The organism is Chroococcidiopsis thermalis PCC 7203 (assembly GCF_000317125.1).
GTDB lineage: Bacteria > Cyanobacteriota > Cyanobacteriia > Cyanobacteriales > Chroococcidiopsidaceae > Chroococcidiopsis > Chroococcidiopsis thermalis.
Genome location: NC_019695.1, coordinates 2428044 through 2444572 on the forward strand (window position 1 = coordinate 2428044; position 16529 = coordinate 2444572).

The following is a 16529-nucleotide window of genomic DNA, read 5'->3' on the forward strand; positions in this document are numbered from 1 at the left end:
GTAGAAACACTGGATTGCTATTGACCGCACTTAACACCAATTTTTGAGCCTGCAACCTCGTTGGTCAGTACTAAGTCAATTAAGAAGGGTCCATTGTAAGCTAATGCTTTCTGGATGGCTGATTCGATCTCGTCAGGCTGTTCAACCCGTATAGACTGAACTCCCATAGCCCGCGCTAACTCATCAAAACGGATGTCTGGATTGCCTATGGTGAAAGAAGTTGGAAAATCGTGTTCTGCAATTCCTCGTTCGCGCCAATATTGCATAATATTGAGCTTGAGTATTTGATAACTGTGATTGTTGCAGATGACAAATTTAGCATCAATGTTGTGATGTGCAGCAGTCCACAATGCCTGAATGGTGTACATACTGCCACCGTCACCAGTGAAACCAATAACCGTCTTATCTGGATTAGCCAGCTTTAAACCAATTGCACCTGGAATACCAACACCAAGGGAACCACCCCGCGTTTGAAAATAATATCCCAAAGTTGTAGGGGGAATGTAACGACAAAGTTCTTCAGAGTTAGTGATTGCTTCATCGAAAATTACCGTATCTGGTGGTATATGCTGAGCCAAGTCTCGCGCAAAACGCGACAGATGCAAAGGTACTGAGTCGCAGACAGCTCGATCGGACTCAAGCTGAGTTGTTAATTGCTGCTTTTTAGCTTCAGCTATCCGAATAGATCTTTGAAATGCTTCCTGCTGCTGTTCGGGAGTCATCATTGATTCCAAGGTTGTACCTAGAACTGCAAGGGTAGTTTTCGGATCGCTCATCAGCCCGAGATCTACTGGGAAATTTTTTGCAATCTCATAACCATTTAAATCAATGTGAATCACTTTTGCATTGGGAGCAAAAGCATCAGAGAGTACAGGAAAGACTTCAGGGAAAACGTAAGTACCGCAAATTAACACTGCATCTGCTTGGGAGGTGATGCGGCGACTAACTTCGCCAAACATATGCCCGAGCAATCCTCCAAATAGAGGATGGGTAGCGCTCATGTTTGGTTCCGATGAATCTGCTCCCCATACTTGAGCGCCAATTAGTTCGGCAACGCGGATTAATTCAGCTTGAGCATCTGAAAAAGCCACGCCGTCACCTACCACAATTAAAGGCTTGGTTGCAGTAGCTAGTATACTTGCGGCTCGTTCGATCTGTTCTGGTTCGGGGGTGACTCGCGCGATTGGGAAAGAAGTTGGGATCGCTTCTTCTTCATTAGGAGCATCAAGGATATCCATTGGCAGGCTAACGAAGACAGGACCCATTGGTGGTGTACCAGCAATCTTAATTGCCCGACGCAAAACTCGTAAAAGAGAAGCAGGATCGACAACCCGCGTAGCCCATTTAGTCACGGGCTTGGCTATGCTCACAAGGTCAGATGCCATCTGAGCATCCATTGCATCGTACATAATGCCTGCTTCACCAGCTAGCACGACTAGTGGCGCATGACCGCGCATCGCTTGGTACATCATGCCAATTCCATTTCCCAATCCAACACCACTGTGTAGTTGCACAATTGTTGGTTTTTTGGTGGCACGGGCATAGCCATCAGCCATACCTACTGCAATCGTCTCTTGCAAGGCAAAGACATATTTGAATTCAGGCTCGTAGTGACTTAAAGCGTCCAGAAATCCCTGCTCGACTGTGCCAGGGTTGCCGAACATGTATTGTATGCCATCTGCAAGCAGTTGTTCTATAATCGCAAAGCGCCCATTTCTGTTAGCCATAATTTTCGTTTTCTTGGGCATAATCTATTTGCTGGTAGCGATCGCGCAGTTATTACAAAGCCAGAAATCGCTTAGAGATTTACCATCCATACCGTCTTAGCCCTTTCTCTAAGACTTCTACTAACTTCTGACCAGTTGTATAAGAATCTGCGGTAGACCGTCCCGTGATAAATGGATAGTCAACAATGACAGAAATCTCTCTGCCAAAATTACCGTGATATTCTCCGTCTGGAGCTGTTGCATCACTGAGGATATACTCTAAGGGATAGGGAGGTGGACCCATATTAAGATCGCTACCAACAAACCCAGTTCCATCTAAGTAGTCATACTCCTTACAGTGACCTGTGACGTGTTTACCTCGAATAATACTCTTGCGTTCTACCAGGTCGCGAGCAAAAGCCAGACAAGTTACACCATAGCACTCCGCAGCGATCGGTTTACCCAGCTTGTAAAAACCGAGAATCAGGTCATGGACTCTATGGTTGTTGACCAAATCGACGATTGGACCGCTACCACCTACGATCAAAAGAGCATCATATTGCACTAGATCCTGCTGCACCTCGTCGATCGCGTTGTTGTAGGCTTCCATTTCTCGCAGAAACTTTTCAGCACTCCAATAAGGGCGATCGGGCAACCATTCTGACAGAATGATCGGATTATCTAGCCGAGGATTCTTTGGATCTTCTAATCGCTTGACTTTCTCCGCCATCTCCTCAGATACGACTGCCCGACCTAAAGGAGGGTCAACGAAAGTAGGATCTAAGCTGGGAGGAAGCGCCACTGGTCTTTTACCAGTCGGAGTTGCAAAGTCAACTTGGTATCCTGCTGCATCAAAGGTTTCCAGAGGACCTACTAGTTCTTCACCCCAGTAGCCGTACTCTGACAGAATTGTCAGTATTTTTCTCATAGAATCATCTCCTGCATGTGAATTTGTTTTTGAAATAGTTAGCTAGCAGCTCTTGCTCTTGCAAGGGGAGTAGCAGTTTTTTTGGTTGAGAAGAGATTTGTCGCTGAGGAAATTTGTTGGATTCGTTCGGTAATAGCGTCTATAAATGGATATACTTCGTGTCGCGATCGACCAGTAACCAGGTCGTCATCTACAACTACCCCTGTGGGTGAGGGTTCGTAAATTGCACCAGCATTCATGATGTCTGCAAGCACGACCTCATGACAGATCACTCGTCGTTCTTTAAGTAACTCTGGCATTGGTGTTAATATCCACAATCCGTGACAGAGCGCCCCTTTGACAATCTTAGGATTCGCCATAGCTTTAGCATAAAATTGCACTGCTGGCGAAGTGCGAACTTGTTCGCCACCGATTGGTTGACCCTCAGGTGGTTGGAAGAAACGCAGACGCACGCTGGTGTAATTGGCAGACATGATCACAGCCGCGTAGTCGTTAAGATCGACATTTTGAAAATCGATATCCACTTCTATAGTTCGAGGTGTAGCACCTGTATCTTCATCGCTGAAGAAGCGGACGCTTGGTTGACCCCAAAGCCTAGACATTAAATGCACCGTTGCCTTTAATTCCGAAAAGCGTTGCTGGTACGCTTCAATTTCTTCAGGAATGAATTCACTTTCGAGAAGAACCGCGATTTTCTTACCTCCAAGGGATCTGGGTATCATGTTAGTTAGATGTCCTTGTTTTGTGCTTATTTATTGACTGGATAATTGTAGCGAGATCGAATGTTTAGTAGTTCAATTTCATTTTATCGAGTACAAAGCTCAGAGGAAACGGTTGAATTTTTGTAGTAAGTTCATATTTTTTTTGACTTTGCTTTGTACTGAGCTTCCATAGAAAATCTCTATTTTTTTGTGAAAGATTTACATTTTTAATAGAGACATATTGTCAGAAATACAGCTACTTATTTTTAACCTTAAATGGAGCTGTATTTACTTAATGCCTGCCGAACACAATACCTTTAGAAGTATTTCTGTTGGGAAGAGGGGCGAAATATGCTAATAATCCGGCTAGCACAAAAAGTATTAAAGTAGCTACGATGGGAAATTTGTGAGGTGTCATTATTTGTAGTCAGAAATTTGAAGAATAGAGGTTCGACCGTAAGTTTCAGCGATCTTTTTGAGGCGATCGCGCAACTGAGGTGTTAAATTAGACTGTTGATATCGCCAACCCCAGTTTCCTACTGCTTTACCAGGAAAATTCATGCGAGAGTTCGTACCCAATCCCAAAATATCTTGAAGGGGGGTAATTGCGCGATCTGCAACAGAGCTTTGCGCCAAGCGAATTAAATCCCAATGAATTTCCTCCGAACTCGTACAACCCAAATAAAACCGGACGGCTGCTCGTGCTTGTTCTGACAACTGGTTAAACCAGCCTACAGTCGTGTCATTATCGTGAGTCCCCGTGTAAACGACACAATTGTGTGAATAACTAAACGGTAAAAAGCGTTTTTCTATTTGCGTGCCGTCGCCAAAGGCAAATTGCAAAATTTTCATCCCAGGAAGTTCAAAGCGATCGCGCAACGCCTCCACCTCGGGTGTAATCGTTCCCAAATCCTCAGCAATAATCGGTAAGTGACCTAGCTTCTCGTTAAGTGCCTTAAAGAAAGCTTCTCCAGGGGCTTCAATCCATTCTCCATTCATGGCAGTGGTTTCGCCTTGTTTCACTGCCCAGAAAGCCTGGAAGCCTCGGAAGTGGTCGATGCGAATTAAGTCTACGTAGTTAAGAATGGATCTAAAGCGTTGCAACCACCACTCGAAGTTCTCCCGCTGTAAATTTTCCCAGTTATAGACTGGGTTGCCCCACAGTTGTCCTGTAGCACTGAAGTAATCTGGTGGTGTTCCTGCCATCAGTGCTGGTTCACCTGTCGCTGGATCTAGGCAAAAATTTTCGGGATGCGCCCAGACATCAGCACTATCATGTGCTACGTAAATAGCAATATCTCCTACAATTTGAATGCTGCGTTGGTTGGCATAACGTTTTAGTTCTGACCATTGTTGAAAAAATTCAAATTGAAGATACTTATAGTAAAAAGTACCCGTACTTAACTGTTGCTGCCATTGTTCGATCGCGGCTGGCTGTCTTCTAGCGATCGCTGGCTCCCAATGATTCCAACTAGCACCTTGGTGAGCATCTTTGAGCGCCATAAACAGAGCGTAGTCATCTAGCCAGTAAGCATTGCGATCGCAAAATTCTGAAAACTCCTGTTTTTCAAACGATGTAGCATTTGCTTCAAAGTTCGAGCAAGCTTTTCGCAGCATTGGTATTTTTGTTGAGATCGCTTGCTCAAAGTCTACAGTTTCAGCATTAAACTCAGGTAAATGAGCCAAGTGAGCTTTTTCTAATAAGCCTTTTTTCTCTAATAATTCTGGACTAATCAGCAGTGGATTTCCTGCCATTGCTGAATAAGAGGCGTAAGGAGAATTACCTTTTCCCGCAGGTCCCAATGGTAATATCTGCCATAGTTGCTGTCCGCTATCCGCTAAAAAGTCAATAAAGCGATAAGCGTCTATACCTAAGTCTCCAATGCCAAACTGACTTGGCAAGGAAGTGGGATGCAACAAAACTCCGCTAGCTCGGCTGAAGGACATAATTAACCTCTAGTAGAATATGTTTACTCAGTGGCAAATAGCTTTGTTTTTTGTCACCGATTGACTTAATTTTCCTCTTCGTTAAAAATTGTCAATACACTCGGCTTACAGCGTTTAATCTCGAACTTAAAAAGATTTAAAGATCGCTCATGAGAGATTCTTCTCAGTATGAAATCGCGATCTACTCTGCGAGAATACTACGCGGATGAGAGCGTTTGCGTTTAGCAAGAGTAAGCTTTGCGCGATCCCAAATCAGCTCTATGCAAGAAATCTAATGTAAGATTATCAACCAGACAGCATAGTTACAATGATTTAAGTTTCGGGGCAAGGTTGTCTTCTTTAGATTTTATTTATAAAGTCTCTATATAGCAATCTAAATTAAATTGTGAACGTTTTCTGTTTAGAGGTGTTACATGTAGAGACGTTATATGTAACGTCTCTACACGGTTTCTATAAACAAAAAGATCTGGTTTTATAAATTTATAGTTTGGCTTTAAGTTTTATATTTATCAACAAAAACCGTTCGAGTTAAGCGCTTAAAAATATGTGAAATCAGACTTCTTGTTTTTAGTCTTATGTAAGTTTTTTATATATTAAATCGATCTCCTAGTCAAACTAAATTTAAAATAAATGGCATTTATGATTGAATATCTTTTAGCTAGCAAGCTCGCTCAAAAATGGATAAATGAGCTAGGAGAGAAACTGTTTTATTCGTCCTCAACCGAATAGAATGAAGTAGTGCGATCGCATATTTTGACTTAGAAAAGCTGACTTAAAACTTATTTATAGTATTTAGAGCTTCAGTCATTTTTCTGAGTCGTAGTAATTGCTGGTTGACGAGGACGGATATCTAACCCCTGCACGCCTAGATCTAGGCGAAAAATACCTCCTTGACCTGCTTCTGTTTCAACACCACCAGTCACGAAAAGACTTTTTAAATTCGCTCCACCAAAAGCGCAATTACTAGTAGTCAGATTACCGCTCGCATACCGACGAATTAACTGACCGCTGGAGTTCAGTACTTCTACATGGCGCGTACCGTAGTGAGCTATATAGAGATTTCCCGCAGCATCCAAGCATAAACCATCAGGCTTGTTATCGATTTCCCCTGGTTGTTTGACTGGTAAAGCAAATACTTTTTTTTCCCCCAGCTTTCCTGGCGCTAGCACATTGTAGACAGCTACTATATTTTTATTACTTTCACTGACAAAAAGACGTTGACGATCTGGGGTGAGGACAATTCCATTTGCAAAAGCAAGTCCGCTAGCCACCTGGTTGAGTTGACTTGCGGCATTGACGTAGTAGACTGCACCATTGGGATTCTGAGGATTTGAGTCGCCAGAGTCGGTGAAATAAAAACCTCCTTGCGGATCGACAGTGATGTCATTGGGATATATTAATGGTTTGCCGTTAAACCGATCGGCAATTATTTTTAAGGGATTGCCATTAGCATCCAACTGTAGCACCGAATTTTTGGCAGCAACAATATGAGAACCATCGGGCAGAATTTTGTGTCCGTTAACTCCTTGAACCTTAGCCCAAATTCGACTGGAGCCATCAGGCGATACAATCGTAATCGTTCCTGCTTTAGTTTGGGAAAAGTAGAAATTGCCCTGGCGATCGAAAACAATTCCCTCACTATATTTGTCACTTTGCAGGACTTTTTCTGGTGAGATAGTATGCGCTGCTGGTAATGTTTCTTGTGGAGGAGTGACTATAGAGCGATCGGACACAAGATTCACATGCTCGGACACGGTAGATGGAGTGTCTAGCTTGGTATGACTGCAAGAAACCAACACTGTAGAGCTAAACAAGAGTGCAATTATTTTCCGCATGGTAAAAAATGTATGTAAGATGTACTTGTTTGTGTTGTGAACCTCGCTCCGATCTACAAATTCCGTTATGCTTTATCTAAATGCGATGGGAGCGAGGGTAAACGCGATCGCCTCTTTTGGCAATACACAGCGATTTACTGCTCGTGATAGTTCCACAGCAGTCCACCATCAACAAAAAAGGTAGAACCAGTGATGTAGTCGGCATCAGATGAAGCTAAAAAAGCAACCACAGGTCCAATATCTTCTGGTTTCCCTAAACGCCCTAAAGGAATATTTTGTAATAACGCTCCTAGCTTTTGGGGGTCATTTAAAAGATTAGTATTGATGGGAGTCTCAATTGCTCCTGGGGCTACATTGTTAATTGTAATTCCCAGCGAACCTAGTTCGACTGCCAAGTTTCGCATAACCATCTTTAACCCACCCTTGCTGGCACAGTAGGGCGTGAAATGCGGAAAAGGCAGTTCTTCATGCACGGAACTAATATTGATAATTTTGCCTTTGCGTTTAGTTTCAATCAAATGTTGCACGATCGCCTGTGTAGCGAAAAACGCACCTTTTAAGTTAACATTCAGCACTGCATCATAATTAGCTTCGGTAACGTCCCAGAAATCAGTGTTCTTACCATCAACTCCAGCATTATTCACCAAAATATCCAGTTGACCAAAATATTGAATGCTTTCAGTAACTAATCTGCGAACATCACTAACTACTCCCAAGTCTGCCTGAACGATATAACCTTTACGTCCAGTTGCTTCTACTTGTTTCAACGTAGCTTCTGCGCCTTCTGGATGAGAGCGATAGTCAATGACCACATTTGCTCCTTCCTTGGCAAGGCGGACGGCGATCGCGCTGCCAATCCCCTGACTGCTACCAGTCACGAGTGCAACTTTACCTTCAAGTTTCATAACTTTCTCCTTGTTGTCCGAAAAACATCAACTTTAGTGGGGCTGCAATAACCGCAGTTAGCATGGTGACAGGGAATGTCTGATGCGTGAAAAAGCTTGCTACAGTAGGATTTTCCAGTACCAATAATCCCCTGTCGGTACAGGAGTGCAGCTAAAGCAGCCCCAAGAGGTGGAGCAATCCAGTAAATCCATTGATCCTGCCAAATCGAAATCAGGGCAGCTGGAGCAAAAGAGCGGGCTGGATTCAGACTAGTGCCAGTCAGTGGCGATTCGGTAGATACCAGAAAAGCAACTAGCGCCCCGGCGATCGCACCAGTCCAAGGCATAATGGACGAGTTAACTGAGATTAAAATTGTCAACATCAGCAAAAATGTAATGCCAACTTCAATCCCAAAACCCATGACTGGCGATACTCCTTTCCCCAACAGAGTCGCACCCAGATGAACGCTGCGAGCAAAGTCAGACCATAATACGAGTACTAAGGCAGCACCGATCGCAGCACCAATAACCTGCGCAAAAGCGTATGCTACGGCATCGCGGGTAGAGATTTTTTTCATCAGCCAGAAGCCCAAAGTGACTGAGGGATTGAGATGTCCTCCAGAGCGTTTGCCTAATGGCGAGTAAGCGATCGCCGTTCCTCCCCCAGCAAAACATAAAGCTGTGAGACATAAGCGCACATTAGGGTTGGGGATTAACTTGACGATTGGGGATTCTGGGCTAAAATTCCAGCAAACCCAAGAGAGACCGTTGAATATCATTAACATTGTGCCTACCAGTTCTGCGACGTAAGCAGGGATAGCACTGGGTCTGCTACTGGCAATCCTACGTTTCATCTCAGGTTCCTCAACTCGTTAAGTTATAGATTGGGCAATGCTTTCAGTCACTAAACTGTTAAAGGTTGGGCTTGTGCTTCTGGGCATTTAGAGTTGCTCGTACTGCGATCGCTATATTCTCCACACTGTTGAATCAGTTTGGCGACTAATCCCGTCCAGCCAGTTTGATGACTAGCACCAATTCCCGCACCGATGTCGCCATGAAAGTATTCGTGAAACAAAATTAGGTCGTGCCAGTGAGGATCGGTTTGGAACTTTTCAATCCCACCGTAGACGGGTCGTTTGTGAGACGAATCTTCCAGAAAAATTTGCACTAGCCTTTGTGACAATTCAAATGCAACTTCCCAAAGTGTCATCATGCAACCGGAGCCAGTAGGACACTCTACTTTAAAATCATCTCCAAAGTAGTGATGGAACTTTTGCAGCGATTCAATAATTAAGTAGTTGACGGGAAACCAAACTGGACCGCGCCAGTTAGAATTCCCGCCAAACATACTCGTGCTAGATTCTGCTGGCTCGTAGTCCACGCGATACTGATATCCATTGGTTTCAAAAACGTAGGGATGAGACTCATGAAATTTGGAAACTGCACGAATGCCGTAGGGGCTTAAAAATTCGCTTTCATCCAAAATTCTTTTCAGAATGCGCTGGAGTTTTTCACGATAGGCGATCGCCAAAAGTCTTCTTGCCCCTACTCCAGGTGATTCCATGCAAGCAACATTTTGGCGTAGATCTGGGCGATTTCTGATAAACCATTCCATCCGCCGTTTGAAACCGGGGAGGCGCTGCAACATTTCTGGTTCCAAGGTTTGAACGGCAAATAGCGGAATGAGTCCTACCATCGAACGTACTTTTAACGGCAACCGATCGCCATTAGGTAGATGCAATGCATCATAATAAAATCCATCAACTTCATCCCAAAGGGATATTTCCGTCTTACCAATGCCATCTATTGCATCAGCAATGTAGAGAAAATGTTCAAAAAATTTGCTGGCAATATCTTCATAGGTAGAGTCTACTTTTGCTAGTTCCAGAGCGATCGCCAGCATATTCAGGCAATACATCCCCATCCAGCTCGTGCCATCTGCTTGATTGATATGTCCACCCGTGGGAAGTTCGGCGCTTCTGTCAAAGACACCAATATTATCTAATCCCAAAAAGCCACCCTGAAAGACGTTATTGCCTTCAGCATCTTTCCGATTCACCCACCACGTAAAATTCAGTAATAATTTTTGAAACACCCGCTCTAGAAAATTCGTGTCGGCACGACCGTACATTTTACGTTCAATCTGATACACGCGCATGGTAGCCCAAGCGTGAACGGGCGGATTTACATCACTAAAAGCCCATTCATAAGCTGGTAGTTGACCGTTAGGGTGCATGTACCATTCCCGCGTCAAGCGACTCAACTGACGCTTGGCAAAGTCTGGATCGATCGCCGCTAGTGGAATCACGTGAAAAGCCAAATCCCAAGCGGCAAACCAAGGATATTCCCACTTATCTGGCATCGAAAGAATGTCATCGTTAAATAGATGAATCCACTCACGGTTTCTGCCATGCCGTCGTTCGGCTGGTGGTGACGGATTTTGGGGATCGCCCTTCAGCCACTCATGGACGACATAGTAATAATACTGTTTGCTCCATAACATACCTGCAAACGCCTGTCGCTGGACGTTGCGTTCATCTTCTGAAATGGAGAATGGACAAATTCGATGATAAAATTCATCTGCTTCCGAAAGCCGAGTTTGCAAAATTTCGTCAAATTGAGTATCAAAAGGCTGAATTAAACTCGGCGAATCGCTTAGGCGTAGCCGCACAGTTTTGGTTTCGCCTGCTCCAATTAACAATGCGTAATGAGCCGCACTTTTAGTGCCAATTCGATTTGGGTTGACTGCTGCTTTTCGACCTTCTACTATGTAATCGTTGATTCCATCTTTGACGTAGGGAGAAACATTGCTAGTTCCAAATAATTTCTCAAAGTTAGTTTCATTATTTGTAAATAGCAGTTCTGTTTCTCCGTCACAATACAGCCATCTATCTCCCAATGTTGGATGGATAGCTTCAATAATACTGAAATCGGACTCGGATTTAACGGCTTTGAGAATCGGTTGTTCTTGGTGAGAATCCCAAGACCAAGTATTCCGAAACCAGAGTGTAGGCAATAGATGTAGAGTTTTTGCTTCCGCTCCTCTATTAATGATACTGACTTGAATCAGAATATCTTCTGGTGAATTTTTAGCATACTCAATGAAAACATCAAAGTAGCGATCGCCTGCAAATATGCCTGTGTCGAGCAGTTCATACTCTAAATCCTGACGACTTCGACGTTGATTTTCCTCAACGAGTTGCTGATAAGGGAAAGCCTGCTGAGGATATTTGTACAGGCATTTCATGTAGGAGTGCGTGGGGGTGTTATCCAAATAAAAATAATATTCTTTGACATCTTCCCCATGATTGCCTTGATTTCCCGTTAGACCAAACATTCTCTCTTTGAGAATTGCATCCTCTCCGTTCCACAAGGCGATCGCAAAACAAAGGCGTTGGTGGTTATCAGAAATTCCAGCAATTCCATCTTCTCCCCAGCGATAAGCGCGAGAACGGGCGCGATCGTGAGGAAAGTAATCCCAGGCTTCCCCAGTCGCACTATAGTCTTCTCGCACGGTTCCCCACTGTCGTTCGCTCAAATAAGGTCCCCAACGCTGCCAGTGAGCGGTGCGTGAAGCGGAGCTATCCCGAAGGGAATCGCGAACTTGTTGCAATCTTGCTTCTTCTCGGGTCATATCTTTCCTGCCTCAATACTAGAGTTAATATTCATTGGCTAGCGATGACAATCTAGACGGCAACTACAGAATGCAAAACTATAGCGGTTTTCAATTGGATGCAATACATGTCTGGTAGGGGCGCTTTCTCGCTCGCGCCCCTACAAATGTCATCCGCACAATCGAGAATTGCTATCGTAAACTATCCAAGATCTTCAGCAATGATTTTTTCTATATTGCGTTCTGCTAAAGCCGCAATAGTAAAGGAAGGATTTGTGATAGCTGTATAGCCAGGAATCATGGCTCCATCCATGACATAAAGACGTTTATACCCAGCGACGCGCCCGTAGCGATCGCAGGCTTTTCCTAGTGTTGCTCCTCCTAGAGGATGCCCAGAGATGGAATTGATAAATGCTGATGTAGGCTGACTGGTAGAGGTCGTATTTTTCTCGTCAAGGATTTGAGCAGTTAACTTGACAGCATCTAATTGAGCATTGTCTTGAGTCCAGTTCAAGCGGACAGAATCAGTAGATGCGTTATATGTAAATGTCCCTGTTTGTCGAGGTATACCTAAAGCGAGTAACTGTAGCGTACCATCAGCTGCATTTGCATCTGGAATATCCTCAAAAACAGTTGCACCAAGAGGGTTATCTAGGTGTTCCAAAACTACACATGCTGGTCCTCCCTTACCAGATACAGACGGCAATAAGTTGCTACGAGTTACAATCGCATCTCCATTACCTCCCCAATGTTTGCCAACTTCATCGTTTAATTTTGGTAATAAGCCCGTTGCTTTAGATCTAACTAAAAGCTTGGAAGTTCCAATAGAACCAGCTGCTAAAAATAAATAGCGACAGGTGAAAGACTTCTGAGCGACGACTGCTCCTGATGTGTCAATTTGAGTACATAAAACTCTGTATCCATATTCAGGTACTTCAGTAATATCTGTAGCTAGATGTAATGTTAAAACATCTAATAATCCAGTTTGCTCTGCCTGAAATAGGTAGTTACGATCCAGGCTATTTTTAGCCCCACTGTTAATGCCGTACCAGTGATTACCTAGAATTGCAGAAGGTATCTTTGTTCCTTCTATTTCTTGGCGAATTATATTCCAATCTACTGCAAGATTATATGGATATGTAGCAAAGCCTGCTCTATTTCCTTGTTCGATTAATAACCTAGCGCGATCGTAGTAAGGACTTGCCAAAATATCATCAGGAATGCTTGCGGGTTGTAGGAGCGATCGCACGCGCGGATAATAAACTGCATCCAATTCATCATAGTCCACAACATCAGGAGAAAAAATACCGCTGAAGATTTCGCGCCTGGGTTGGTAAGTAATCGCGTTATAAACTAACGATCCACCTCCAAAGCCAGCCCCATGCAAGATATTAATTCCATTTTCCTGAGAAAAGTCTAGCACTCCTGTAAACGGATCGACGGGAACTCCATTCCATGTCGTATTACTTAACCAGGCAGCTCGACCATCTATTTGTTGAAAAGTAGCAAAAGTATTTCCATCATCTCTGATAGGCCAGCGGATTCCTCGCTCTATCATCAATGTTCTAATCCCAGCTTGTGTCAAGCGCAGAGCCGTAATCGCTCCGCCAAAACCGCTACCAAGGACTAGAGCTTCTACAGCTTCATCTGGAACATTTCGATCTTGGGCGCTCGCGCGATAAATACTAGCTAGCGGACTTAGGGCAGCACTAGCAGAAATAAGTGCAGTAGTTTGCAGAAAGCGACGACGGCTGCGAAACCTATTCTTCATATTTTCTCAATTTATGACGATCGAGTTATAAGATTTCTAAGCAAAGCGGCTAGCGATCTCAAAGTTAACAATTTCTGTTTTGAGGAAAGTAACAACGTTGACTAGGCTTTCAATCCATGTATTTTCTATAACTACCAACATCAATTTTTTAACTCGTTCAAAGATATATAGCCTTTGCTTTTGTTTGCCAAGGCATTTTTTTTAGCCAGACACACTAAAAATCCTAAACTCATCCGAAGTATATTTATCAATTTTTTTTTAGAGAAGAGACAAAAATTAGAATTAAGTTTGTATTATTTTGATTTCAATACTCAATATTTTATTTAATATTTCCTTAAGGTTTGACGACAAAATCCCTCATAACTATATTTAACTAGATAACATATGTAAAAATATAAAAATGTATAAAATAACTGAAGTTTAATCTTGTATTTCAAATAGAAATGTTTAAACAACTTTGACTCGATCGCGATCGTTTTAATTTTAAATTTTTAAAAATCAAGTTATTTGTCAAATTCTACATCAATATTTTTCAAGATATTTTATAATTCACGTTGATTTTAACCAGTCATTAAGCTTGTTAGCAGATGCTTATAAAAAAATAGCTTTTATAACGTTAATAACCTAAGACTGAGTGGTTCCTAAAGAATGCAAACTAGCTCCGAAAGTTCAACCATTGTGTTCTTACTTCATGTTACATAAGCTTTTCAGTATCAAACATCGGCTAAAACTCAATAGTCTTTTGCACAACGCTTAAGTATCGTGCCAAGATGCCGAAGCTTGAGCAAGCAAGCGATCGAAACTGAATTTATCGAGAACAAAGCAATACCCGATCGTCCATTTTTTTTGTTTTTTCTTGCTATACGACTAACAAAAAACTTCAGGCTAATCTAATGAAGTTAGGTCAAATGAATACTGCGTCAGAAGTGGTTTTTGCAAATTTCTAGGTTTTTTACTGAACCTTCAATTACTGAACAGAATCAGTAAATGTCGTAAATAAATAGTCAGGAAGAGTAATGATTCTAACTACAGCTACACAGCAAGTTGAGCTAGCGAAGACTAAGTATCAATTGGAGCCAGGATGCCAACATCCCCTGGGTGCAACACCAAATTCTGAAGGAGTCAATTTTGCGATCTTTTCAGAACATGCCACATCTGTAGAACTTTTGCTATTTGAGAACCATGACGATCTTGAACCTGCACAGATTATTCAATTAGATCCCAGGATAAATAAAACTTTCCACTTTTGGCATGTCTATGTTAGGGGGTTGAAATCTTGCACTTACTACGCTTATCGAGTTAGTGGATCTCAGGACATACAAGCAGGACATCGCTTTAATGAAAATAAGGTATTGCTCGATCCATACGCGAAGGGAAATACAAATACGCTTTGGAACCGCGTTGATGCTATAGGGACAAAAGATAACATAGCTACCTCAATGCGTAGCGTAGTCGTTGATATATCGGATTATGACTGGGAAGGCGATCGCCCCCTTAACCGACCCATGAGTGAGACGATCGTGTATGAGCTTCATGTTGCAGGATTTACTAAGTCCCCCTCTTCAGGCTGTCAACACTGCGGTACTTTCTCTGGAATTGTCGAGAAGATTCCTTATCTAAAAGAGTTGGGGATCACGGCTGTTGAACTGATGCCAATTTTTGACTTTGATGAAAAGAACATTTTTCGGGAGGTTGACGGTAAGCCACTAAGAGACTATTGGGGATACAATCCACATAGCTACTTTGCACCTGAAGGTTCATATTGTACCTCGCCAGAAATAGGGAGCCAGATCCGAGAGTTTCGAGATCTGGTTAAGGCACTGCACAAAGCAGGGATTGAGGTGATCTTGGATGTAGTTTTTAACCACACGGACGAGGGCAACCATGACGGTCCTACGATTAACTTTAAAGGGCTGGACAATAGCATTTACTATCACCTAGTACCATTCAACAAGTATTACTACATGGACTATTCTGGGTGCGGAAATACTGTTAACTGTAACCATCCTATGGTGGAAAAGTTAATTGTAGATTGCCTAGAATTTTGGGTGAAGGAAATGCACGTTGATGGTTTCCGATTTGACGAAGGCTCTATTCTCGCCAGAGGTCAAGATGGAGTACCTTTAATTCATCCACCAGTCATATGGCACATAGAAACATCTGAAATTTTAGCCGATACCAAAATTATTGCAGAAGCATGGGATGCTGCTGGGCTTTATCAAATTGGCTACTTCCCTGGTTATCGATGGGCAGAATGGAATGGACGCTACCGAGATGATATCCGACGCTTTGTCAAGGGAGATTCAGGATTAGCAGGATCTGCTGCTTGGCGAATTGCTGGTAGCGCCGATCTCTATCAAGCTAGTGGGCATCTACCTATTAATAGCGTTAATTTCATCACTTGCCATGATGGGTTCACTCTCAGCGATTTGGTTTCCTACAACGATAAACACAATGAAGCTAATGGCGAAGGTAATCGCGATGGCATTAATGATAATTTGAGCTGGAATTGTGGTGTTGAAGGGGAGACTGAAGATAGAGAAATTGATGCATTGCGTCGGCGACAGATTAAAAACTTTGCAGCTATTCTTCTGTTGTCGCAGGGCGTACCGATGATTGTGGCTGGCGATGAAGTCAGACGTACTCAACAAGGCAATAATAATGCCTACTGCCAGGATAGTGAGATTAGTTGGTTTGACTGGAGTTTGGTAGAGAAGAATGCTGATATATTCAGATTCTTTAAGCTGGCGATCGAGTTCCGCAAATGCTATTGTCAATCTGCCTTACGCCGTTCCCAGTTCTTCAGTGGCGATGTCAACGAGCGTGGTTTAGCAGATATGTCTTGGCACGGCACAAAGTTGTTTAATCCAGGATGGTACGATCCTCATTCTAGAGTTCTTGCCTTGACTTTAGGCGGTTTTGAAGGAGAAGCAGATATTCATATCATGTTCAATATGTACTGGGATGCTTTAGAATTTGAAACTCCCTTAATTCAGGGTAGGAATTGGTACAAAGTCATTGATACTGCCGAACCTTCCCCGATGGACATTATGGAACCTGGGAAAGAAATCTTGGTTTCAGGCAATGTTTGCCCTGTCAAAGAGCGTAGTGTCGTCGTTCTCGTTTCCAAATAGTTAGTCAAGC

The 16529-nt window shown here is 43.0% G+C and carries 10 protein-coding genes; 1 reads left to right on the forward strand and 9 read right to left on the reverse strand.

The window, feature by feature from the left end:
* Positions 1 to 17: 17 nt before the first annotated feature.
* From CHRO_RS10670 to CHRO_RS10710, 9 genes are all read right to left on the reverse strand, one after another.
* Complete coding sequence (locus CHRO_RS10670) at positions 18 to 1727, reverse strand: thiamine pyrophosphate-binding protein (RefSeq protein WP_015154219.1); 1710 nt, start codon at positions 1725 to 1727, stop codon at positions 18 to 20.
* Between the two features lie 79 nt (positions 1728 to 1806).
* Positions 1807 to 2634, reverse strand: coding sequence for a type 1 glutamine amidotransferase domain-containing protein (locus tag CHRO_RS10675; RefSeq protein WP_015154220.1), 828 nt, complete (start codon positions 2632 to 2634; stop codon positions 1807 to 1809).
* A 38-nt stretch (positions 2635 to 2672) separates the two neighbouring features.
* Positions 2673 to 3356: a DJ-1/PfpI family protein gene (locus tag CHRO_RS10680; protein WP_015154221.1), complete on the reverse strand. Its 684-nt coding sequence runs from the start codon at positions 3354 to 3356 to the stop codon at positions 2673 to 2675.
* A 396-nt stretch (positions 3357 to 3752) separates the two neighbouring features.
* A complete protein-coding gene (gene malQ / locus CHRO_RS10685; protein ID WP_015154222.1) occupies positions 3753 to 5282 on the reverse strand; it encodes a 4-alpha-glucanotransferase in 1530 nt (509 codons plus the stop codon).
* An 800-nt stretch (positions 5283 to 6082) separates the two neighbouring features.
* The gene (locus tag CHRO_RS10690) at positions 6083 to 7117 is read right to left on the reverse strand and encodes an SMP-30/gluconolactonase/LRE family protein (protein ID WP_015154223.1); all 1035 of its coding nucleotides are present in this window, start codon (positions 7115 to 7117) and stop codon (positions 6083 to 6085) included.
* A 134-nt stretch (positions 7118 to 7251) separates the two neighbouring features.
* Positions 7252 to 8022 (reverse strand): glucose 1-dehydrogenase, encoded by a 771-nt coding sequence (locus CHRO_RS10695; RefSeq protein WP_015154224.1) that lies wholly within the window; start codon positions 8020 to 8022, stop codon positions 7252 to 7254.
* A complete protein-coding gene (locus CHRO_RS10700; RefSeq protein WP_015154225.1) occupies positions 8019 to 8855 on the reverse strand; it encodes an MIP/aquaporin family protein in 837 nt (278 codons plus the stop codon). Before CHRO_RS10700 ends, CHRO_RS10695 begins: the two co-directional genes overlap by 4 nt.
* A gap of 50 nt (positions 8856 to 8905) precedes the next feature.
* Positions 8906 to 11635, reverse strand: a complete 2730-nt coding sequence (locus CHRO_RS10705; RefSeq protein ID WP_015154226.1) for an MGH1-like glycoside hydrolase domain-containing protein — start codon at positions 11633 to 11635, stop codon at positions 8906 to 8908.
* A gap of 181 nt (positions 11636 to 11816) precedes the next feature.
* The gene (locus tag CHRO_RS10710; protein WP_015154227.1) at positions 11817 to 13385 is read right to left on the reverse strand and encodes a GMC oxidoreductase; all 1569 of its coding nucleotides are present in this window, start codon (positions 13383 to 13385) and stop codon (positions 11817 to 11819) included.
* A 1016-nt stretch (positions 13386 to 14401) separates the two neighbouring features.
* On the opposite strand from CHRO_RS10710, the gene glgX reads away from it, so the two are divergent.
* Positions 14402 to 16519 (forward strand): glycogen debranching protein GlgX, encoded by a 2118-nt coding sequence (gene glgX, locus CHRO_RS10715; protein WP_015154229.1) that lies wholly within the window; start codon positions 14402 to 14404, stop codon positions 16517 to 16519.
* Positions 16520 to 16529 lie beyond the last annotated feature (10 nt).

What these genes read in the sequence shown, in the direction of transcription:
- CHRO_RS10670 (WP_015154219.1), bottom strand. Translation starts at nt 1,727, where the DNA reads ATGGCTAACAGAAATGGGCGCTTTGCGATTATAGAACAACTGCTTGCA.
- CHRO_RS10675 (WP_015154220.1), bottom strand. Translation starts at nt 2,634, where the DNA reads ATGAGAAAAATACTGACAATTCTGTCAGAGTACGGCTACTGGGGTGAA.
- CHRO_RS10680 (WP_015154221.1), bottom strand. Translation starts at nt 3,356, where the DNA reads ATGATACCCAGATCCCTTGGAGGTAAGAAAATCGCGGTTCTTCTCGAA.
- malQ (WP_015154222.1), bottom strand. Translation starts at nt 5,282, where the DNA reads ATGTCCTTCAGCCGAGCTAGCGGAGTTTTGTTGCATCCCACTTCCTTG.
- CHRO_RS10690 (WP_015154223.1), bottom strand. Translation starts at nt 7,117, where the DNA reads ATGCGGAAAATAATTGCACTCTTGTTTAGCTCTACAGTGTTGGTTTCT.
- CHRO_RS10695 (WP_015154224.1), bottom strand. Translation starts at nt 8,022, where the DNA reads ATGAAACTTGAAGGTAAAGTTGCACTCGTGACTGGTAGCAGTCAGGGG.
- CHRO_RS10700 (WP_015154225.1), bottom strand. Translation starts at nt 8,855, where the DNA reads ATGAAACGTAGGATTGCCAGTAGCAGACCCAGTGCTATCCCTGCTTAC.
- CHRO_RS10705 (WP_015154226.1), bottom strand. Translation starts at nt 11,635, where the DNA reads ATGACCCGAGAAGAAGCAAGATTGCAACAAGTTCGCGATTCCCTTCGG.
- CHRO_RS10710 (WP_015154227.1), bottom strand. Translation starts at nt 13,385, where the DNA reads ATGAAGAATAGGTTTCGCAGCCGTCGTCGCTTTCTGCAAACTACTGCA.
- glgX (WP_015154229.1), top strand. Translation starts at nt 14,402, where the DNA reads ATGATTCTAACTACAGCTACACAGCAAGTTGAGCTAGCGAAGACTAAG.